This window comes from Streptomyces sp. SCA2-17 (genome assembly GCF_044336695.1).
On the sequence record NZ_CP117521.1, the window covers coordinates 5,300,324 to 5,320,521 of the forward strand.

Here is a 20,198-nt window from a genome sequence, read left to right on the forward strand (position 1 = left end):
AGAAAGGGACGACACGTGTCCGTAGTGATGTTCTTCCCGGGCCTCGTGCCCAGCCGTTACGACGCCATCAAGGACTTCGTGACCGGCAACGCGCACGCCAGACGGCGGTTCGCCGAGGCCGACGAGGTCCTCGGCTACTCGCTCGCCGAGGCCTACCGCGAGGCTTCGATCTACGAGTGGGAGGTGTACGAGACCGGGTTCATGGCGCTGACCCTCGCGCTCGCGGACTGGGCGGAGGAACGGTTCGGCGGAAGCCCGGCGCTGTGCGGCGGCCAGAGCTTCGGCTCGTTCATGGCGGCCGTGCGCTCCGGGGCGCTCAGCTACCAGCAGGCCCTGACCCTGGTCCGCCGCAGCGTCGTCGTGGAGACCGACTACTTCGAGTCCCTCGACAAGCCGCTGGGCTGCCACTTCTTCTACCGGCTGCCGCACGCGACCGTCGACGCCCTGCTGGCGGAGTTCCGCGCCCGGGGCGAGTGGGTCGAGCTGTCCGTGATCCTCGACGAGCAGGTGCACGCCGTCTCGGCCGAACTGGCCACGCTGGAGCGTTTCGAGCAGCGCGTCCGCGAGGAGGGCGGCTTCCCCTTCTACACGATGAACCGGGCCGAGCACTGCTCCGCCGTCGCCGGGCTGCGGCAGCGGCTGCACGACGAGGTCTACGGCACCATCGAGTGGAACGAGGCGACTGTCCCCTTCCTCTCCGACGTCGACGGGCGGCTGCTGACCGACCCGGAGGAGATCAAGCAGGACCTCCTCGACGGCTGGACGACGCCCGTGCACTGGGAGACGGTGCTGCGCGGCATGCGGGCGGGGGGAGCGAGCGAGGTCTGGATCCCGGGCCCGCGCAGCATGTTCGCCCGCATCACCAACAACGCCTTCCCCACCAGGGTGATCACTCCCAAAACGGCCCTGGACGCATGAGCGGTGCACCGCTCCCGCCGGCCGCCCGCCCCGGCGAGCGCCGGGTCCTGCGGGCGGCGGCGCTCGCCAACGCCCCGGTGGAGGTCCTCGACTTCCTGCTGCCGCTGTGGGCGGCCGCGACGCTGCACGCGGGCCCGGCCACGGCCGGCGCGCTGGTGGCGGCCGAGGCGGTGCTCTCCCTCCTCGTCCGCCCCGTGGCGGGCGAGCTCGCCGACCGCTTCGACCGGCGGCGGGTGGCCGCCGCCGGCGCGCTCGCGTACGCCCTGTCCTTCGCCGGGTACGCCCTCGCGGACTCGGCGCCCTGGGCGTTCGCCGCGGCGGCGGTGGGCGGGGCCGGCGGCGCGCTGTTCTGGGTCGCCGTGCGCAGCTGGACCGGCGACGGGGAGGGCGAGCGCACCGGCGCCTACGGCGCACTGCTGGCGGCCGAGGGCCGCGGCGCCCTCGCCGGCTACGTCCTCGCCTTCCTGATCCTCCAGAACACCGGCTACCGGGCGGTGTTCTGGGCCGGCTGCGCGGCGTGCTCCGTGGCGGCGGCGCTGCTGCTCCGGGGAACGGGAACGCCGGCGGCGACAGGGGCGGGGCGGCCGGCGCTCGCGCGGGGCGCATCCCCCGACCGGCCCCGGCCGGGCCGCGCCATGCTCCCGCTGATGGCGGTGGCGGCGGTCACGGCGGCCGGCGAGGCGGGCCTGTGGCTGATCCTGCTGCTGCGCTTGCAGGGTGACGGTCTGTCACCCGGCGAGATCATGACGGTCTTCGCCCCCGGACTCCTCGTCTTCGTGCTGCTGCCCGAGCACGCGCACCACGTCACCGCGCGGCTGGGCCGCACGCCCGCCATGGTGGCGGCCTTCGTCGCCGGAGCCCTGTTCGCCGGGGGCCTCGTCGTGGTGCCCACGCCCACGGGGATCGCCGTCCTGTGGGCCCTGGCGGCCGCCTGCTTCGCGGCGCAGATCCCGGTGGAGCAGGCGACCGTCTCGGCCGCCGCGGGCGGCAGGCCCGGCCGCGGCCTGGGGCTGTACGAGGCCGCCCGGCTGACCGGGGTCATGGCCGGCACGGCGGCGCTGGGCGCGTTGTACGAGGCGTGGGGCTGGACCGCGGCCTGCACCGCGGCGGCGGGCGCGTCCCTGGCCGGGGCGGTCGTGGCGCCGTACGCGATCCGCGTGCTCGGCCTGCCCGATCTCGCGGCACCGGCGAGCGAGGCCCGGGAGGAAGGCACCCCGGCGGCTGAACGAGCCCGGAGCGAGCGTCAGGGCTGGTACGTCCACACGGCCCTCTTCGCTCTGGGCCAGGCGGCGTTGTGGGGCTTCGGCGCGCCGGAATGGCTCGGCAAGACGTGGCTGACGGTCTACGTCGTCGACACGCTCTGGTCGTGGTCGTACACCGTCTTCCCCCGGGAGAAGTGAGACCCCGGACGAAGCCCGGAAGAAGCCCGTAAAGGAGTGAGGGGCGGCATCGCCGCCCCTCACTTCCGTTTCCGCTGCCCGCGGCAGCGGGCACGCCCGGCACCGGCCCACGCGGACCGGTACCGGGCGCGGCGGCCCGTACGGGGCGTCTCAGAGCTGCTTCTCGATGCGGGTGACCACGTCGGACACCAGGCGCAGCTCCTTGAGCTCCTCCTCCGGCAGGCGGACGTTGAAGCGCTCCTCGGTGGAGACGATGACCTCCACCATGGCCAGCGAGTCGACGTCGAGGTCCTCGATGAAGGACTTCTCCTCGGTCACGTTCGCGGGCTCGACGTCGGCCACCTCGTTGAGGATCTCGGCGAGGCCGGCGATGATCTCTTCGCGCGTCATGGGTTCTCCCGGGTGTGTCGTGGTGCGGTGGGTGGTGTGCCCGGCGGTGGGGGCGCGGCGCAGGCGCCGCCCGGCGGCCGGGTGTTCTCAGCGGTCGCCCGCGGGCGCGGGCCGCTCGGTCAGGCCGACGACGTGCTCGGTGAAGGTGTCGTCGATGCCGATGAGGCGCATCTGCCGGCGCAGGCTCTCGATGCCGAGCTCGCGCATGGTGGTGCCCTCGGGCGCGTCCTCGACGTTGCCGCCCTCTTCGATGCGCAGGGCGATGGGCGCCGCCTGCTCGATCATGTCGCAGATGTCGTCGGCGTAGCCCTCGCGCACGCCCTGGCGCAGGGCGTGCAGACCGAAGCTGACGTGGCGCGACTCGTCCCGGCACATCGCGGTGAAGCCGGCCTTCACCCCGGGCAGCATCGGGACGTTGTGCAGGGACTGGACGATGGCGCGCTGCCCGACGAGGGCCAGGACGCCTTCGGAGATGAGGTGGAACAGGGCCACGGTGCGCAGCCAGCGGCCGTAGTCCGAGGGGCGTTCCTGGATCTCGCGGATGACCTCCGTCTCCAGCCGGCTCAGCTCACGGTGCGGCGGGGTGCACATGTTCCAGGCCTGCACCAGCATCCGCTTGGGGTCGGAGTCCAGGCCCAGCACCTCCTCGCCCAGCCGCAGCATCAGCTGCGTGTGGCGGGTCTCGTCGGCGATCTGCGTGCCGAGGTAGAGGTGGTCCAGCTCGTCGGGGGCGCCGGTGAGGATCGGCCCGAGCAGGTCGAGGCCCGTGTACTCGCCGATGATGAAGGTGGCGATGGACTCCTCAAGGGCCTTCCGGGCGGACTTGGGGAGCCGCTTGTCGTAGTCGAGTCGGTCCTGTTCGAGGTCGATCGCCTGCGCGTTCCACTGCTGTTTCTCCCAGCGCTCGTACAGCGCCTGCGGCTTGGGCTGCTGGGCCGTGACCACGTCGGCGTGGTGCAGCACGTGGTCGACCGGGAGGTCGGGCATCTGCGCGAGCGACGCGTCGTCGAGCAGCAGGGTGCTCCAGCGCGTCATGTCAGCTCTCCATGACTAGTGGGTAAAGAGTGTGACTATCCATGATGGGAGCAGTGAATAGCATCTGCGCTGCATCGTCAATGTCGAACGGGCCTGATCGTGCCTACGCGGGGAGAGGGCTCGAATTCTCCGGAGTCATCTGAGTCATGTTTCTTGACAAGCTGGCCGATGGTGAGTCAAGGTTCGGGGGCCGGAGCGATCCGGCGGCCGCGGCGGACCGCCGCGGGGGAGTGGATCCGCTCAGGGAGGAGGGCTCGACACGGTGTTCAGGCAGACGCACCAGGGCGACCGCCGCGTGGTGGTCACCGGCACCGGGGTGATCTCCCCGGTCGGGCACACGGCTCCGGAGTTCTGGGCCGCACTGACCGAGGGCCGCAGCGGCATCCGGCGCATCACGCGCTACGACGCGGACGCCCTGCCCACGCCCCTGGCCGGCGAGGTCGTCGGCTTCGAGCCCCGGGCGTACATGCCCAACAGGACCGCCCGGCGCCTCGACCGCTTCGCCCAGTTCGCGCTGGCCGCCGCGCTGGAGGCGATGGACCAGGCCGGCCTGGAGATCGGCGAGGAGCTCGCCCCGCGCACCGCGGTGCTGGTCGGATCCGGCTACGGGCCGGGGCAGATGACCCAGACCGGGGTGCTCGACCTGAACCGGGGCGGCCGCCGCGCGATGACCCCCTACCTGGCCTCCGGCGGCTCGATGGACAGCGCCGCGGCCGAGATCGCCGGCCACTTCGGCGCCCGCGGCCCCTCCGGCGCGATGGTCACCGCCTGCGCGACCGGCGCCACCAGCATCGGCGACGGCCTGCGGCTCATCCGCCACGGATACGCCGACGTGGTCATCGCGGGCGGCTCCGACGACGCGGTCAACCCCCTCGACCTCGCGGCCGCGGCCAACGTCGGCGCCCTCTCGCGCAGCACGGACCCCGCCCGCGCCAGCCGCCCCTTCGACCGGGCCCGCGACGGGTTCGTCATGGGAGCCGGCGCCGGGGTGGTCGTCCTGGAGTCCGCCGAGCACGCCGAGCGGCGCGGCGCGGCGATCCTCGCCGAGCTCGCCGGATACGGCGTCACCACCGACGCCTACCACTCCACCCACCCGCACCCGGAGGGCATCGCCGCCAAGCGGGCGATGACCGACGCGCTGGCCGACGCCGGCCTGCGGCCCGAAGACATCGACTACATCTGCGCGCACGGCACCAGCACCCCGCTCAACGACAGCATCGAGAGCGCCGCGGTCCGCGAGGTGTTCGGCGAGCACGCCCCGCGCGTGCCGGTCAGCTCGGTCAAGTCCATGACGGGGCACATGATCGGCGCGGCCGGTGCGGTCGAGCTCATCGCCACCGTGCAGGCGATCCGCACCGGACTGCTGCCGCCGACCGTCAACTGCGACGACCCCGAGGACCCCGGGCTGGACTACGTACCGCACCGGGCGCGCCCCCGGCGCACCCGCATCGCGATGAGCAACTCGTTCGGATTCGGCGGCCACAACGCCGTCCTCGTGGCCCGGGAATGGCCGCCGGCCGGGACCGCGCACGACACGGCGCAGGCCGCGCACGACAAGGAGGGGGAGCGATGAAGGGCAGACTGGTCAGCCTCGACCGGCCCACCGACGCCGACTACGCCATGATGGCCGACTGGCTGGGCCCCGCGTCCCCGACGGCCGTCCTCACCGCCGACACCAACGAGTACGCCACCCCCGAGGAGCTCAAGCAGCTCAACAACAGCGGGCGCATCCGGCAGTTCGCGGTCCGGGACCGGGACGGGGTGACCGTCGGCACGGTCAACTACCGGCAGTCCGGCCCCGCCGGCAACTTCATCATCGGCGGCGCCATCGGCCGGCCCGACATGTGGCAGCGCGGCCTGGGCGCGGAGGCGTTCGACCTCCTCCTGGACCACCTCTTCCACTCCCTCAACGCCCACCGGATGCAGTTCACGACGGCCCTGTACAACAAGTCCGTCCTCCGGCTGGCGACACGCGCGGGCTTCGTCCTCGAAGGCATCCTGCGGGACTACTTCTTCCTCGACGGCCGCTACCACCACGCCGCCGTCTGGTCGCTGCTGCGCCACGAGTACTACGAAGCCGTCGACATCCTCACCCGGGTGTCGCCCACCTTCGTCGGCCCCGACCTGATCCCCGAGAGCGACAAGGCCGAGGCCCGCGAGCTGCTCCGCAGCCACCTGCGCCGCCCGGGCACCGAGACCTCCTTCCAGCTGCTGCTGGACGAGGCGGGCAAGGGGGACGAGGCGAGCCGGGACCAGGCGAACCCGGACGAGGGAGAGGGACGATGAACTCCAGGCCACCGGCCGAGGCCTACTGCCAGGCCGACCCGGTCTTCTACGACACGGGCAGCCGCGGCGGCGCCGACGGCTCCGCGTTCACGCAGACCCTCGCCGCCGTGCCCGCCGGCTGGGAGCGCCGCGACCGGGACGTGTGGGTGGTCTACCTGCCGGCCGGGCACGTCATGCCCCAGCAGGGGTGGAAGATCCACATCTCGGGTCTCCCGGACAACGCGCAGCGCGTCATCGACACCGCCTTCGAGCACTGCACCCGGCTCGGCGTCCCCTTCAAGTTCCTCCGCAGCCGCTCCGTGGTCACCGCCCACAGCCTCAAGTACGCGCCCCGCTCGGCGAGCGGCAAGCTCGTGACCATCTATCCCGAGGACGAGGCACAGCTGCACCGCGTCCTCCAGGAGCTCGCCCCCGTGCTCGACGGCGAGCCGGGCCCGTACATCCTCACCGACCTGCGGTGGGGCGACGGCCCCCTGCACGTGCGCTACGGCGGCTTCGTCACCCGGTACTGCGCCGACACCGACGGCACCCCCGTGCCCGCGATCGAGCGTCCCGACGGCGTGCTCGTCCCGGACCGCCGGCGGCCGGTGTTCGAGGTGCCCGACTGGGTGGAGCTCCCGGACTTCCTCGCCCCGCACCTCGCCGCACGGCAGTCCTCCGGCCGTGACGCCGACTTCCCCTACCGGGTGGAGCGGGCCCTGCACTTCTCCAACGGCGGAGGGGTGTACGAGGCCCGGCACACCGACGGGCGGCGCGTCGTCCTCAAGGAGGCCCGCCCGCACGCCGGGCTCGACGGCCGCGGCGTGGACGCCGTCGCCCGCTTGCAGCGCGAGCGGCGCGCCATGGAACTGCTCGCCGGCGTCCCCGGCGTGCCCGAGCTGTACGGCCACCACCTCGTGTGGGAGCACCACTTCCTCGCCGTGGAACACATGGCGGGCGACACCCTCCAGACCTGGCTGGCCCGCACCTACCCGCTGACGAAGGCCGACGCCACCGACGAGAAGCTCGCGGCCTACGCCCGCCGGGCGTTGGCGCTCGTGGACCGCATCGAGCGGCTCGTCGCCGGCGTCCACGCCCGCGGCGTGGTCTTCGGCGACCTCCACCCGGCGAACATCCTCGTCGGCGAGGAGGACGAGGTCGCGCTCGTCGACTTCGAACTGGCCGTCCCCGTGGACGAGGCGGAGCGGCTCGGCCTCGGCCACCCCGGCTTCATGGCGCGCGGCAAGACCGGCTTCGCCATCGACCGCCACGCGCTCGCCGCCCTGCGCCTGTGGGTGCTCTTCCCGCTCACCGCGCTCTCCGAGCTGGACCCCGGCCGCCCCGTGCGTCAGGTCGACGAGGCGGAGCGCCGCTTCGGCCTCGCGCCCGGCACCCTGGACGCCGTACGGCGCGAACTGGCGCCCGACCCGGCCGCCCTGGAGAAGGTCCCGGCCGCCCTGCGCGAGCCCGGGCCGGACCTGGACGCAGGCGACCCGGACTGGGACGTCCTCCGCAAGTCCATGGCCGAGGCGGTGCTGCTCAGCGCCACCCCCGAGCGCACCGACCGGCTCTTCCCCGGCGACGTACGGCAGTTCCACACGGACGGCCTCAACTTCGCCTACGGTGCCGCCGGCGTCCTCTGGGCGCTGCACACCAGCGGCGCGGGACGCCACCCGGACCTGGAGCAGTGGCTGCTGACGGCCGCCGGGCGCGCGAGCGCACCGCACGCCGGGTTCTACGACGGACTGCACGGCGTCGCCCACGTCCTGGAGGAGTTCGGGCACCGCGAGGCCGCGCTGCGCACGGTCGACGCCTGCCGGGACACCGTGGACGGGATGCGCGACGTCAGCCTCTTCCGCGGCACGGCGGGCGTGGGGCTCAACCTGCTGCACCTCGCCCGCCGCACGGGCGACGACGGCCACCGGCAGGCGGCCCTGGAGCTGGCGGCGCGGACGGCCGACGCCGTCCGCGCGGGCACCGCACCGGGCATCGTCCGCGGACACGACCACGGCACCCGCGCCGGACTGCTCCGCGGCTGGAGCGGCCCCGCCCTGTTCTTCCTGCGGCTGTACGAGGACACCGGCGACCCCGGCCACCTCGACCTCGCGGTCACCGCGCTCCACCGCGACCTCGACCTGTGCCGGCCCGGCACGGACGGATCGCTTCAGGTCGACGGCGGCTACCGGCTGCTGCCCTACCTGGAGGTCGGCGGCGCGGGCATCGCCCTGGTGGCCGACGAGGTGCTGGCCCACCGCGACGACGCGCGGCTGACCGAAGCCGTCACCGCCCTGGCCCGCGCCGCGGAGCCGGAGTTCGTCATCGAACCGCACCTGTTCGGCGGCCGCGCCGGCCTGCTGGCCACACTGGCGGCACTCCGCGAGCGGCGCACCGGCGGGACGGGCACGGACCCCGGCGTGGCACGGCACCTGTCCCGGCTCCACTGGCACGCCATGGCCTTCCGCGGGCACGTCGCCTTCCCCGGCGAGCAGCTCCGCAGGCTCTCGATGGACGTCGCCACCGGCAACGCGGGCATCCTGCTGGCGCTCGCCGCGGCGCTCGACGGCCGCCGGGCGTTCCTGCCCTTCCTGGCGCCGGGGCCCGCCCGCTAGGAGGCCCCGCCCACCGCGCCGCGCGCGCACCCCTGGACTCCGGCCGGCCGACGGCCGACCGGTCACTCCGCCGGGCCCGACACCGACGGGCCGGCCCGTAGGAAACGGAGAGGAGGCACACATCATGGCGATCGTTCTTGACCTTCAGGGTCTTGAGGTCCCGGCCGCGGAGGCCGAGCTGCTGGGCAGCACCATCAGCAACGGCTGCTGACGCGGTTGTTGCCGTGCACGGGGCGCCCGTTGTAGTGGCGGGCGCCCGTGCCCATCAACTCACTTGGAGGGGAGGTACACATCATGGCGATCGTTCTTGACCTTCAGGGTCTTGAGGTCCCGGCCGCGGAGGCCGAGCTGCTGGGCAGCACCATCAGCAACGGCTGCTGACGCGGTTGTTGCCGTGCACGGGGCGCCCGTTGTAGTGGCGGGCGCCCGTGCCCATCAACTCACTTGGAGGGGAGGTACACATCATGGCGATCGTTCTTGACCTTCAGGGTCTCGAGGTCCCGGCCGCGGAGGCCGACCGACTGAGCAGCACCATCAGCAACAGCTGCTGAACCAGCCGCGCCGTGTACCGGGCCCGCCCAGCGCGCGCCCGGTCCACGGACCGGCCAGTACCACCGAACAGGACGAAGGAGACCGGATGAGCGGCTTGCTCGACGGCAAGAGACTGCTGATCACCGGCGTGATCAGCGAGAGTTCGATCGCATTCTCCGTGGCCCGGCTCGCCCAGGAACAGGGCGCGCACGTCGTGCTCACCGCCTACGGCCGGCCCTCCCTGGTCCAGCGCCTCGCCCGGCGCCTGCCGCACGAGGCCCCCGTCGTCGACCTCGACGTCACCGACGAGGCCCAGCTGGCCTCGCTCGCCGGCCGCGTCGGCGCCCACCTCGACGGCCTCGACGGCGTCCTGCACGCCGTCGCCCACGCCCCCGCGACCTGCCTGGACGGCGGGTTCCTCGACGCCCCCTGGGCCGACGTGGCCTCGACCCTGCACACCTCGACCTACTCCCTCAAAGCCCTCGCGGTGGCCTGCCGCCCGCTGCTGCGCCCCGGATCCGCCCTCGTGGGCGTCGACTTCGACGCCTCGCGCGCCTGGCCCGGCTACGACTGGATGGGCGTGGCCAAGGCCGGCCTGGAGTCGTGCGCCCGCTACCTGGCCCGCGACCTCGGCCCCGAGGGAGTGCGCGTCAACCTCGTCGCGGCGGGCCCGCTGCGCACCCTCGCCGCACGGGCGATCGGCGGCGACGGCGCCGGCTTCGAACGCGACTGGGCCGTGCGCGCCCCCCTGGGCTGGGACGCGTCCGACGCCGGGCCCACGGCCCGCGCCTGCCTCGCCCTGCTGTCCGACTGGTTCCCCGCCACCACCGGCGAGATCGTCCACGTGGACGGCGGGCATCACATGGTGGGGAGCTGACGTGCAGCACCTGGGCGCGCAGTTCGGCCCCGACATCACCTTCCTCGGCGTCCCGCGCCTGGACCTGTCCAGCCCGCCGGACCATCCCGACGTGGTGATCCTCGGCGCCCCGCTGGACGGCGGCACCTCGCACCGGCCGGGCGCCCGCTTCGGCCCGAGCGCGATCCGCCAGGCCTGCTACCTGCCGCAGAACGGCGTCCGCCGCAGCCTGGCGCTCGGCGTGGACCCCCTGACGGAGCTGCGGGTCTACGACGCGGGGGACGTCCCCTGCTACCCCGGCGAAGTCGCCCGCGGCATCCGGCAGATCGAGGCCGCCGTGCGCATGGTGGCCTCGCTCGGCGCGATCCCCGTCGTCCTCGGCGGCGACCACACGGTCGCCCTGCCCGACATGCGCGGCGTCGCCGCCCACCACGGCTACGGCCGCATCGCGATGCTGCACTTCGACGCCCACGCCGACACCGGCGACGTGGAGTCCGGCCCCCTCTACGGGCACGGCAAGCCCATGCGCCAGCTCATCGAGTCGGGCGCGGTGCGCGGCGACCGCTTCCTCCAGATCGGGCTGCGCGGCTACTACCCCGAGCCCGAGACGCTGGAGTGGATGGCCGGGCAGGGCATGCGCTCCTACGAGATGAGCGAGATCACCGCCCGCGGCCTGGACGCCTGCCTGACCGAGGCGTTCGCCACCGCCATGGACGACTGCGACGGCGTCTACCTCTCCGTCGACGTCGACGTGGTCGACCCCGGGCACGCACCGGGCACGGGCACCCCCGAGCCCGGCGGGCTGACCTCCCGCCAGCTCCTCGACGCCGTCCGCCGCGCGGCCTACGAGCTCCCCGTCGTCGGCGTCGAGGTCGTCGAGGTCTCCCCGCCGTACGACCACGCCGAGATCACGGCCTACCTCGGCAACCGCGTCGTGCTGGAGGCCCTGTCCGGCATCGCGCGGCGCCGCCGCGACGCGCAGGACGGGCCGTGGGACCCGCGCACACCCCTGCTGGAACGCCCCGTACGCCCGGCGCAGCGGGCAGGAGGATCACATGACTGACCTGATGGCGCCGGCGCAGGCCGCCCCCCGGCTCGCCGGCGGCCCCGCGGGCCTCGACGGCGAGGCGCTCGCCCGCCGGGTGCTCGCCGCGGCGCACGAGTTCCGCGGCCGCGGCATCCGGCCCGGCGACCGCGTCCTCGTCAAGGGCGACAACTCCGCCGACTACGTCGTCGCCCTGCTCGCCCTGATGCACCTCGACACCTCGCTGGTCCCCGTCGACCACCGGCAGCCCGCGGCGGAGAACCGCGCCGCCGCCGAGCGCGCGGCGGCCCGCTGGCTGCTGTGCGAGAGCGGCGGCGCGGACCACCTCCCCGCGGACCGGGTGCTGCACTTCCCGGGCGCGGGGACGCGCGGCGGCCCGGCCGCCGGCGAGGCCGGTGGCGAAGTCGACCTCACCGCCTGGTTCGCGCGCCCCGACGCACTGGTGCTGTGGTCCTCCGGCACCACCGGGCGCCCCAAGGGCATCGTCAAGTCCGGGCGCGCCGTCCACGACAACACCGTGCGCACCATCCGCGCCATGGGCTACCACGAGCGGGACGTCCTCGCCCCGCTCCTCCCCTTCTCCCACCAGTACGGGCTCTCCGTGATCCTCCTCTGGTGGCTCGCCCGCTGCACCCTGGTCGTCACGCCCTACCAGCGCCTCGACACCGCCGTAGCGAAGGCCGTCGCGGCGGGGGCCACCGCCGTGGACGCCGCCCCCTCCACCTACGACCTGCTGCTGGGCCTCGTCCGCCGCCGGCCCGAACTGCGCACCGGCCTGTCCGCGGTCCGCATCTGGGGCGTGGGCGGCGCCCCCCTCCCCGCGCCGCTCGCCGCCGCCTTCGAGGAAACGATGGGCCGGCCGCTGCTCGACGGCTACGGTCTCACCGAACTCGGCAACGTCGCCCTGGCCACCCCCGAGGCTCCCGTCGGCTGCGGCCGCCCGCTGCCCGGCGTCGGCCTGCGCGTCGTCGGCCCCGGCGGCACCCCGCTCGCCCCCGGCGAGACCGGCGAGATCGAGGTCCGCTCACCCGGCCTCATGGAGGGCTACCTCGACGCCGGGGGCGCCGTGCGCCCCGTGCCCCGGGACCTCTGGTACCGCACGGCCGACCTGGGACGCATCGACAGCGACGGCAACGTCCACGTCGTGGGCCGCAACCAGGCGGTGCACCGGGCGGGCTTCACCCTCTACCCGGAGGGCCTGGCGAAGAAGGCGGAGGCCTGCGGCCGCCAGGTCAAGGTCCTCGCCGTCGACGACGCCCGCCGCGGCTGCGCCCTCCACTTCGTCGTCGAGGACCCCGAGGCCCTGCCCCCCAGGCACTGGCGCACCCGGCTCGCCCCCCACCTCGCGGAGTACGAACAGCCCAACGCCGTCCACGTCGTGGGGAGCTTCCCCCTGAGCGCGAACGGCAAGGTGGACGGGCGGGCCCTGCGGGAGACGCTCGGGCTGGGAGCCGCTCCGGCCGCCTGAGCCGCCGTGGCCGCCCGCGCCGCCCTACTCCCCGACGTCCCGGCTGCGCAGGTCCGCCAGGGTCTCGCGGCGGACGAGCAGGCGCGCGCGGCCGCCGGACACCGCGGCCACGGGCGGCCGCCCCACCAGGTTGTACGCCGAGGCCATCGACAGGTGGTACGCGCCCGACGCCGGGACGGCCAGCACGTCGCCCGGGCGCAGGTCGGCGGGGAGCTCCACGTCGTCGGCGAGCACGTCGCCCGCCTCGCAGTGCCGGCCCACCACCGTCACGGCGCGGCCGGGCGCGGTGGAGGAGCGGCCCGCGAGGCGGACCGTGTAGCGCACGCCGTACAGTGCCGGGCGCGGGTTGTCGCTCATGCCGCCGTCGACGGCCACGAACGTCCGGCCGCCGGTGGACTTCACCGACAGCACCCGGTACAGCGCGACGCCCGCCGGCCCGGCTATCCACCGCCCCGGCTCCACCGTCAGGCGGGGCAGCGGCAGCCCGAAGCGGCCGCACTCCAGGGTGAGTTCTCCCATGACCCGCTCGGCGTACGTGCCCGGGTCCACGGCCGGGTCGCCCTCGCGGTAGGCGATGGCGAAGCCGCCGCCCAGGTCCAGCTCGGGGAACGTCACCCCGTGCCGGTCGCGGATCCGGGCCAGCAGCGGGACGAGGCGGCGCACGGCGCTCACGTACGGGCCGAGGCCCGCGATCTGCGAACCGAGGTGGCAGTGCAGGCCCACCAGCTCCAGCCGGGGCTGCCCGAGGAGCCGCGCGACCGCCTCCTCGGCTTCGCCGCCCGTCACCGACAGCCCGAACTTCTGGCCGTCCATCCCGGTCCGCACCGCCGCGTGCGCCCCGGCCGTCACGCCCGGCACGACCCGCAGCAGCACCCGCTGGCGGGCGCCCGGCGGCACGAGGGCGGCGAGGCGGGCGATCTCGCCCGTGCCGTCGATGACGATCCGGCCGACGCCCAGGCGCAGCGCGGCCCGCACGTCGCCGGGGCTCTTGGCGTTGCCGTGCAGCACGATCCGCTCGGCGGGGAAGCCGCTGTGCACGGCGAACTCCAGCTCGCCCGCGGAGCAGACGTCCAGGGACAGGCCCTCCTCCTCGATCCAGCGGATCATCGCGCGGGAGAGGAACGCCTTGCCGGCGTAGGCGACGTCGGCGCCCGGCAGGGCGGCGCGCCAGGCGCGGGCGCGGGCCCGCACCTCACCCTCGTCCAGGACGTAGACGGGCGTGCCGAACCGGTCGGCGACCTCCGCCAGCGGCACCCCGCCGACGGCGATCCCGCCGCCCGGCACGGCCCGGGCGGACGCGGGCCACAGGGGCGCCTCCGGCGCGTCCGGAGGACGGGGAGGGGAGGTGGGGGCGGTCGACATGACCACGGGGGCTCCTTCGGAGGGAGGTGCGGGGTGGGGTGGCTTTTGGTGGTCTCGGCACCGCCGGGCCGCGTGGCGGGGGTGCTCGCCGTTGCGGCGGGTTCTGGGTCTCCTTGCCCGTGGCAAGGAGCCTGTCGCAGGGTCGCGCCCGCGGGGCTCGTCGGCGGTGCCGGGCTCGCCCTCAGCAGGAGCACCGCCCCGCGAGGAGCCCCGTCAGGACGGGAAAGCCGGCAAAGGCGTGCCGGGCGGGTCCGTGGAGACCGGGGGAGCCGTCAGCTGGGGGTCCACGGAGACGAGGTCGACGCCGAGGGGCGAGGCCAGCGCCCGTACCGCCGGCAGGGCCAGCCGGATGGCCGGCTGATCGGGGCCCAGAACGTCCGAAAGCCGCCCCTCCGTGGTGAAGGCGACGGCGGTCCGCGCCCCGAGCGGGGAGCGGAAGACCCGCAGGGCGAAGCCGCACGCGCAGGGCCGTACGGGGACGTACAGCGGCGGGGCGGGGGCGTGCCCGGTGGGATGCGAGGGTTCGGACGGTTCGGAGGGTTCCCCGTCGCCGGCCGGGCTGTCGCCGACCGTGCTTTCGACGGCTGCGACTGCGGCGGCTTCGGCAGGGGTACGGCTCAGGTGCATGACGGTCCTCGGAAGCTCGGGAGGTGTCGGATGGGAACGTCGTCGACGGCGCCGCGGCGCCGCCGTTCACGCTATGCCCGTACCGAACCCCGCCGAGCTCCTCCTTGACAGCCTGTTGACCCTCAGTGCCACTCCTTTGACGCTTCGTTGACGGGCCGGAAAGGGACCGCTACGGCAGCAGCCCCGCCCGCCGCGCCGCGACCACGGCCTCCAGGCGCGTGTGCACGCCCAGCTTCCGCATGCTCGACCGGAGGTAGCTCTTGACCGTTTCCGGGCGCAGGCCCAGCCGGTCCGCCGCGGTGGCGTTCGTCGCGCCCGTGGCCACGCACGCGAGGACGTCCACCTCGCGCGGCGACAGGCCGACGTCCGGCCCCGCGCGCCGTCCCGCCGGCTCCGCCGAGGACGCCGCGGCGAGGCGCCCGCACGCCGCGAGGAGCTCCTGCCGGAGCAGGGGGTCGGTGACACGCTGTGCCAGGGCGCGCAGTTCGAAGTGCGCCTCGCGGACCTCCTCCCACATCGCCGGGTCGGCGGTGGTCGGCTGATGGGCCACGGACAGCAGCCGCTGGACCTCGTCCTGCACGGCGAGGGCCTGTTCGAGCTCGCGCGCCGCGTCGACGGCGGCGGTCAGGGAGCGGTCCCCGAGGGTGAGCGGCCGCCGCAGCGCGCCGTAGAGCACGCCGCGCACCCGGCCCCGTACGACCACGGGCACCGCGAGCACGGAGCGCAGGCCCTCGGTCGCCACCGCCGCGTCGTACTCGTGGGTGATGACGTGCGAGGACTGGTAGTCGGTGACGGACAGCGGCCTGGTCAGGGCGGCCGCCTTGCCGCCCAGCCCGCTGCCCGTGCGGATCGCCAGGCCGCGCAGGACCGGCGTCGTCGTTCCCGTCATGTCCGATATTCGGAACTGCCGGGCGCCGGTGAGCAGACCGCCGAAGGCGACCGGCAGCCCGGCCCCCCTGCGCATCCGCATCAGCGCCGCCCGTACCTCGGCCGTTCCGTCCGGGTCTCCCATCGCTGCCTCCCCGTCCCGGATACGGAGGAGGAACCTCCGTATCCCTGAAATGCGGCCACCCCCGTTCGGGGGTGGTGAGACTCAGATCACCGTCGCACGATGCTAACCATGCGGGTCGGCGACGTGCCCCGCAATCTGGAGGACATGTGACGCCATCGAAGCCGCGGAATCCGGGCACCACGGCGGCAACGCCCGCCCCCGCCGCCGCATTCCGCGCGGCCCGGGACTTCCTCCTCGCGCACCGCGAGGACTGGCAGGCGGCCCGCGAGGGCTTCGTCTGGCCCCGCCCGGAAGAGTTCAACTGGGCGCTGGACTGGTTCGACACCATTGCCGAGGGCAACGACCGCACCGCCCTGCGGATCGCCGAAGAGGACGGCTCCGAGGCCGCGTACTCCTTCGACGACCTGCGCCGCCGCTCGAACCAGGTCGCCAACTGGCTGCGCGAGCAGGGCGTACGCGCCGGGGACCGCATGATCGTCATGCTCGGCAACCAGGCCGAGCTCTGGGAGACCGCCCTCGCCGCGATGAAGCTGCGCGCCGTGGTCATCCCGGCCACCCCGCTGCTCGGCACGGCCGACCTGGCCGACCGCGTGGAGCGCGGCCGGGCCGCCCACGTGCTCGTACGGGCCGCGGACACCGGCAAGTTCGCCGGCGTACCGGGCGGCTACACGCGGATCGCGGTGGGCGGAACGGCCGGCGGTACGGAAGCGAGCGGTACGGAAGCGGGCTGCGCGGGAAGGCGCGGCACGGAACCGAACGGCCCGGGCGCCTCCGGTCCTGCGGGCCGCACGGCCGTCTGGCACAGCTACGCCGACTCCGCCCACGCCGCCGACACCTTCACCCCCGACGGCCCCACCCGCGCCGACGACCCCCTGCTGCTCTACTTCACCTCCGGCACCACCGCCCGGCCCAAGCTCGTCGAGCACACCCACACCTCGTATCCCGTGGGCCATCTGACGACCATGTACTGGATCGGGCTCCGGCCGGGGGACGTCCACCTCAACATCTCCTCGCCCGGCTGGGCCAAGCACGCCTGGTCCAGCCTCTTCGCCCCCTGGAACGCCGAAGCCACCGTCTACGTGCACAACTACACCCGCTTCGACGCCGCCCGCCTCATGGCGGAGATGGACCGGGCAGGCGTGACGAGCTTCTGCGCCCCGCCCACGGTGTGGCGCATGCTCATCCAGGCCGACCTCGGCGCGCTGCGCACCCCGCCCCGCGAGGCCGTCGCCGCGGGCGAGCCGCTCAACCCCGAGGTCATCGAGACCGTCCGGCGGGCCTGGGGCGTGACGATCCGCGACGGCTTCGGGCAGACCGAGACCACCGTGCAGATCGCCAACCCGCCCGGCCAGCCGGTGAAGACCGGCTCCATGGGCCGCCCCGGCCCCGGCTACACGGTCGTCCTCCTCGACCCCGTCACGGGCGAGCCCGCCGACGAGGGCGAGATCGCCCTCGACCTCTCCGACCGCCCCGTCGGCGTCATGACGGGCTACGCGGGCGACCCCGAGCGCACGGCGGAGGCCATGGCCGGCGGCTACTACCGCACCGGCGACATCGCCGCCCGCGACGCCGACGGATACCTCACCTACGTGGGCCGCAGCGACGACGTGTTCAAGTCGAGTGACTACAAGGTGTCGCCGTTCGAGCTGGAGAGCGCCCTGCTCGAACACGAGGCCGTGGCCGAGGCGGCCGTCGTCCCCGCCCCCGACCCGCTGCGGCTCTCCGTGCCCAAGGCGTACGTCGTCCTCGCCGAGGGCTGGGAGCCCGGCCCCCGCACGGCCAAGGCCCTGTTCGCCCACTCGCGGGCCACCCTCGCCCCCTTCAAGCGCATCCGGCGGCTGGAGTTCGCCGAGCTCCCCAAGACCGTGTCCGGCAAGATCCGCCGCATCGAGCTGCGCGAACGCACCGCGCGCGGCGAGCTGTCGGGCGGCGCTGACGAGTACCGAGAGGAAGACCACCGGTGACCACACCCTCGTACGAGGCCGGGAGCACCTCCGTTCCGCTGATCGACGACACCATCGGTGCCGATCTCGCCTTCACCGTGGAGCGGTTCGGCGACCGCGACGCCCTCGTCGACGTCCCGAGCGGCCGCCGCTGGACCTACGCCGAGTTCGGCCGCGCCGTCGAGGAGATCGCGCTCGGGCTGCTGGCCAAGGGGGTGGCCAAGGGGGACCGGGTCGGCATCTGGGCGGTCAACTGCCCCGAGTGGGTCATGGTCCAGTACGCCACCGCCCGCATCGGCGCGATCATGGTCAACATCAACCCGGCCTACCGCGTCCACGAACTCCGCTACGTGCTGCGCCAGGCCGGCGTCAGCCTGCTCGTCGCCTCCGTCGCGCACAAGAACAGCGACTACCGGCACATGGTCGAGGAGGTCCGCGCCGACTGCCCGGCGCTGCGCGACGTCGTCCACATCGACGACCCCACCTGGGCCGGACTCGTCCGCGCCGGGGCGTACGTGCCCCGCGAGCGGCTCGCCGCGCGCGAGGCGCGGCTGAGCTGCCACGACCCGGTCAACATCCAGTACACGTCCGGGACCACGGGCTTCGCCAAGGGCGCCACCCTCTCCCACCACAACATCCTCAACAACGGCTACTTCGTGGGGGAGACGCTCGGTTACACCGAGGCCGACCGGGTCTGCCTGCCCGTGCCCTTCTACCACTGCTTCGGCATGGTCATGGGCAACCTCGCCGTCACCAGCCACGGCGCCTGCGCCGTCATCCCGGCCCCGGCCTTCGACCCCACCGCCACGCTGCACGCGGTCGAGCGCGAGCGCTGCACCTCCCTGTACGGCGTGCCCACCATGTTCATCGCCGAGCTGGACCTGCCGGACTTCGCCACGTACGACCTCTCCTCGCTGCGCACGGGCATCATGGCGGGCTCGCCGTGCCCGACCGAGGTCATGAAGCGGGTCATGGGCGAGATGCACATGTCCGAGGTCTCCATCTGCTACGGGATGACCGAGACGTCGCCCGTCTCCACGCAGACCCGGCGCGACGACGACATCGCGCGGCGCACGGGCACGGTCGGCCGGGTGCTGCCGCACATCGAGGTGAAGATCGTCGACCCCGAGACGGGCGACACCACCGGCCGCGGCCGGCCCGGCGAGCTGTGCACGCGCGGCTATTCGGTGATGCTCGGCTACTGGGACGAGCCGGAGCGCACCGCCGAGGCCGTCGACGGCGAGCGCTGGATGCACACCGGCGACCTCGCGGTGATGGACGAGGACGGCTACGTCCGCATCGTCGGCCGCATCAAGGACATGATCATCAGGGGCGGGGAGAACGTCTACCCCCGGGAGATCGAGGAGTTCCTCTACACCCACCCCAAGATCGCCGACGTGCAGGTCGTCGGCGTGCCCGACGAGAAGTACGGCGAGGAGATCATGGCCTGCGTCATCCTCCGTGACCCGGCCAAGCCGCTCGGCCTGGACGAACTCACCAGCTTCTGCCGCGGCAGCCTCGCCCACTACAAGATCCCGCGCCGTCTGCGGATCCTGGAGGCGTTCCCGATGACGGTCAGCGGCAAGGTGAGGAAGGTGGAGCTGCGCGAAGGGGAACGCCTGGCGGCGGGCTCGGAGGACGCCTGAGCGGTGCGGCTTCCCGCCGCGGCCCGCGCGGAGTCCGCACCTGATCCCGGCGGAACGCGCTCGGGCGGGGCCGGCGCCTCCCCCCGATCCGTCGGAGACGGCAAGGCGCCGGGCCCCGCCCGGGGCGTGGAGGGGCCCGCGATCCCCCGTCCGTTTCGCGGGCCCGGTACGAAGTCTCGTCCCGTCCGACCCCAACTCGCCATCGTCAGGCCGTGGTTCAGAGGAAAAATTGAGGTTGGCGGTGCGGGCGGCTCACGCGGGCCCCAGCTCGACGAGCTCGTCCGCAGGGGCGTTCAGCGGCTGCGGAGTGCCGGTGAGGTCCATCACGAACAACGGAACCCGCAGGTCGTCCGCGCGGGAGCGGGCCTCGCGCGCGTAGCCGGCGAGCGAGAAGAACGCCCCTCGCGCCCCGTCCACCAGCCCGTGCAGCCACAGGCACTCCACGTCCCGTAGCGAGGTCGGCACGGTGGAGGGGTCCACGCGGGCGACGAGCCCGGCAGCGCGCAGGTCGACGCCCTCCTCCTCCGGGTCGCGGGGCCGGGTCACGCCCGCGTACCCGAGCCAGGTCAGATAGCGCTCGGCGGCCATGACCGCGTCGCCCGCGGTGCGGATGGCAACCGGCCGGAAGGCGGGGCGCCGGGCCCGGGCGGGCGGGTCATCGGCGCAGGGCTCGCCGTCCCCGGAACCGGAACCGGAACCGGACGCGTCCCCGGAACCGGACCCGTCACCGGGAGGCTGTACAGGCAGCCGCACCACCGTGCCGCACGCGCAGCCGAACTCCGGCCGCGGCCACTGGTCCTGCCGGTCGCAGGCGGGGCAGCGCACGGCCACCCACGCGTCGCGCCAGGTGCGGTGCGCGACGCGTTCGGGGGAGGCGTCCGCCTGGAGCGGCAGCGTGAGCGGCGCACCGCACGCGCAGGGGAAGGTGGGCGGGGTGAAGGAGTGCTCGCGACGGCACGTCGGGCAGTGAACCGGCACGCTCTTGGCCATATTCGGCTCCAGCAACGGGTCCGTGAGGTATGCGTACGAGGCCCATCGTCCACGATGCGGGCGCGCGGGGGGAGCGAATGCGGAAGAGGGCGGGTGCGCCC

At 74.1% G+C, this 20,198-nt stretch carries 18 protein-coding genes; 12 read left to right on the forward strand and 6 right to left on the reverse strand.

Going from position 1 to position 20,198, the window contains the following annotated elements:
• The first annotated feature begins 15 nt into the window (after positions 1-15).
• Complete coding sequence (locus PS271_RS23880) at positions 16-918, forward strand: ACP S-malonyltransferase (RefSeq protein ID WP_398384477.1); 903 nt, start codon at positions 16-18, stop codon at positions 916-918.
• Positions 915-2,318: an MFS transporter gene (locus tag PS271_RS23885; RefSeq protein ID WP_398384478.1), complete on the forward strand. Its 1,404-nt coding sequence runs from the start codon at positions 915-917 to the stop codon at positions 2,316-2,318. The genes PS271_RS23880 and PS271_RS23885 overlap by 4 nt, the downstream gene beginning before the upstream one ends.
• A 150-nt stretch (positions 2,319-2,468) precedes the next feature.
• On the opposite strand, the gene PS271_RS23890 is transcribed toward PS271_RS23885, so the two are convergent.
• Together PS271_RS23890 and PS271_RS23895 are read right to left on the reverse strand one after the other, a co-directional pair.
• Positions 2,469-2,708, reverse strand: coding sequence for an acyl carrier protein (locus PS271_RS23890; protein ID WP_398384480.1), 240 nt, complete (start codon positions 2,706-2,708; stop codon positions 2,469-2,471).
• Positions 2,709-2,795: 87 nt separating this feature from the next.
• Positions 2,796-3,743: a ribonucleotide-diphosphate reductase subunit beta gene (locus PS271_RS23895; protein ID WP_398384482.1), complete on the reverse strand. Its 948-nt coding sequence runs from the start codon at positions 3,741-3,743 to the stop codon at positions 2,796-2,798.
• Positions 3,744-4,005: 262 nt separating this feature from the next.
• On the opposite strand from PS271_RS23895, the gene fabF reads away from it, so the two are divergent.
• From fabF to PS271_RS23935, 8 genes are all read left to right on the forward strand, one after another.
• Positions 4,006-5,316 (forward strand): beta-ketoacyl-ACP synthase II, encoded by a 1,311-nt coding sequence (fabF, locus tag PS271_RS23900; RefSeq protein ID WP_398384483.1) that lies wholly within the window; start codon positions 4,006-4,008, stop codon positions 5,314-5,316.
• Positions 5,313-6,029 carry a GNAT family N-acetyltransferase gene (locus tag PS271_RS23905; protein WP_398384485.1) on the forward strand — a complete coding sequence of 239 codons (717 nt, stop codon included), beginning with the start codon at positions 5,313-5,315 and terminating at the stop codon, positions 6,027-6,029. The genes fabF and PS271_RS23905 overlap by 4 nt, the downstream gene beginning before the upstream one ends.
• Positions 6,026-8,617: a class III lanthionine synthetase LanKC gene (gene lanKC, locus PS271_RS23910; protein WP_398384486.1), complete on the forward strand. Its 2,592-nt coding sequence runs from the start codon at positions 6,026-6,028 to the stop codon at positions 8,615-8,617. Before PS271_RS23905 ends, lanKC begins: the two co-directional genes overlap by 4 nt.
• A gap of 294 nt (positions 8,618-8,911) precedes the next feature.
• A complete protein-coding gene (locus PS271_RS23915; RefSeq protein WP_398387025.1) occupies positions 8,912-8,998 on the forward strand; it encodes a class III lanthipeptide in 87 nt (28 codons plus the stop codon).
• An 83-nt stretch (positions 8,999-9,081) separates the two neighbouring features.
• Entirely contained in the window at positions 9,082-9,168 is an 87-nt protein-coding gene (locus PS271_RS23920; RefSeq protein ID WP_398387027.1) for a class III lanthipeptide, read from the forward strand.
• Between the two features lie 86 nt (positions 9,169-9,254).
• Entirely contained in the window at positions 9,255-10,025 is a 771-nt protein-coding gene (gene fabI, locus PS271_RS23925; RefSeq protein ID WP_398384488.1) for an enoyl-ACP reductase FabI, read from the forward strand.
• A 1-nt stretch (position 10,026) separates the two neighbouring features.
• Complete coding sequence (gene speB, locus PS271_RS23930; protein ID WP_398384490.1) at positions 10,027-11,067, forward strand: agmatinase; 1,041 nt, start codon at positions 10,027-10,029, stop codon at positions 11,065-11,067.
• Complete coding sequence (locus tag PS271_RS23935; protein WP_398384492.1) at positions 11,060-12,517, forward strand: class I adenylate-forming enzyme family protein; 1,458 nt, start codon at positions 11,060-11,062, stop codon at positions 12,515-12,517. Before speB ends, PS271_RS23935 begins: the two co-directional genes overlap by 8 nt.
• Before the next feature lie 24 nt (positions 12,518-12,541).
• On the opposite strand, the gene lysA is transcribed toward PS271_RS23935, so the two are convergent.
• From lysA to PS271_RS23950, 3 genes are all read right to left on the reverse strand, one after another.
• Positions 12,542-13,879 (reverse strand): diaminopimelate decarboxylase, encoded by a 1,338-nt coding sequence (lysA, locus tag PS271_RS23940; protein ID WP_398384493.1) that lies wholly within the window; start codon positions 13,877-13,879, stop codon positions 12,542-12,544.
• A gap of 213 nt (positions 13,880-14,092) precedes the next feature.
• Positions 14,093-14,506 (reverse strand): SAV_915 family protein, encoded by a 414-nt coding sequence (locus PS271_RS23945; protein ID WP_398384495.1) that lies wholly within the window; start codon positions 14,504-14,506, stop codon positions 14,093-14,095.
• Positions 14,507-14,675: 169 nt separating this feature from the next.
• Positions 14,676-15,518 carry a helix-turn-helix transcriptional regulator gene (locus PS271_RS23950; RefSeq protein WP_356281533.1) on the reverse strand — a complete coding sequence of 281 codons (843 nt, stop codon included), beginning with the start codon at positions 15,516-15,518 and terminating at the stop codon, positions 14,676-14,678.
• Positions 15,519-15,664: 146 nt separating this feature from the next.
• Here PS271_RS23950 and PS271_RS23955 point away from each other — a divergent pair, with 146 nt between their 5' ends.
• Together PS271_RS23955 and PS271_RS23960 are read left to right on the forward strand one after the other, a co-directional pair.
• Complete coding sequence (locus PS271_RS23955) at positions 15,665-17,482, forward strand: AMP-binding protein (RefSeq protein WP_398384496.1); 1,818 nt, start codon at positions 15,665-15,667, stop codon at positions 17,480-17,482.
• A complete protein-coding gene (locus PS271_RS23960; RefSeq protein WP_398384497.1) occupies positions 17,479-19,107 on the forward strand; it encodes an AMP-binding protein in 1,629 nt (542 codons plus the stop codon). The genes PS271_RS23955 and PS271_RS23960 overlap by 4 nt, the downstream gene beginning before the upstream one ends.
• Before the next feature lie 252 nt (positions 19,108-19,359).
• Here PS271_RS23960 and PS271_RS23965 read toward each other — a convergent pair whose 3' ends face one another.
• A complete protein-coding gene (locus PS271_RS23965) occupies positions 19,360-20,097 on the reverse strand; it encodes a hypothetical protein (RefSeq protein ID WP_398384498.1) in 738 nt (245 codons plus the stop codon).
• Positions 20,098-20,198 lie beyond the last annotated feature (101 nt).

Excerpts from the sequence above, each read along its gene's own strand:
- PS271_RS23950 (WP_356281533.1), bottom strand. The coding sequence starts at position 15,518 with ATGGGAGACCCGGACGGAACGGCCGAGGTACGGGCGGCGCTGATGCGG.
- PS271_RS23905 (WP_398384485.1), top strand. The coding sequence starts at position 5,313 with ATGAAGGGCAGACTGGTCAGCCTCGACCGGCCCACCGACGCCGACTAC.
- PS271_RS23965 (WP_398384498.1), bottom strand. The coding sequence starts at position 20,097 with ATGGCCAAGAGCGTGCCGGTTCACTGCCCGACGTGCCGTCGCGAGCAC.
- lanKC (WP_398384486.1), top strand. The coding sequence starts at position 6,026 with ATGAACTCCAGGCCACCGGCCGAGGCCTACTGCCAGGCCGACCCGGTC.
- PS271_RS23890 (WP_398384480.1), bottom strand. The coding sequence starts at position 2,708 with ATGACGCGCGAAGAGATCATCGCCGGCCTCGCCGAGATCCTCAACGAG.
- PS271_RS23885 (WP_398384478.1), top strand. The coding sequence starts at position 915 with ATGAGCGGTGCACCGCTCCCGCCGGCCGCCCGCCCCGGCGAGCGCCGG.
- PS271_RS23915 (WP_398387025.1), top strand. The coding sequence starts at position 8,912 with ATGGCGATCGTTCTTGACCTTCAGGGTCTTGAGGTCCCGGCCGCGGAG.
- PS271_RS23920 (WP_398387027.1), top strand. The coding sequence starts at position 9,082 with ATGGCGATCGTTCTTGACCTTCAGGGTCTCGAGGTCCCGGCCGCGGAG.
- PS271_RS23935 (WP_398384492.1), top strand. The coding sequence starts at position 11,060 with ATGACTGACCTGATGGCGCCGGCGCAGGCCGCCCCCCGGCTCGCCGGC.
- fabI (WP_398384488.1), top strand. The coding sequence starts at position 9,255 with ATGAGCGGCTTGCTCGACGGCAAGAGACTGCTGATCACCGGCGTGATC.
- PS271_RS23895 (WP_398384482.1), bottom strand. The coding sequence starts at position 3,743 with ATGACGCGCTGGAGCACCCTGCTGCTCGACGACGCGTCGCTCGCGCAG.
- lysA (WP_398384493.1), bottom strand. The coding sequence starts at position 13,879 with ATGTCGACCGCCCCCACCTCCCCTCCCCGTCCTCCGGACGCGCCGGAG.
- PS271_RS23945 (WP_398384495.1), bottom strand. The coding sequence starts at position 14,506 with ATGCACCTGAGCCGTACCCCTGCCGAAGCCGCCGCAGTCGCAGCCGTC.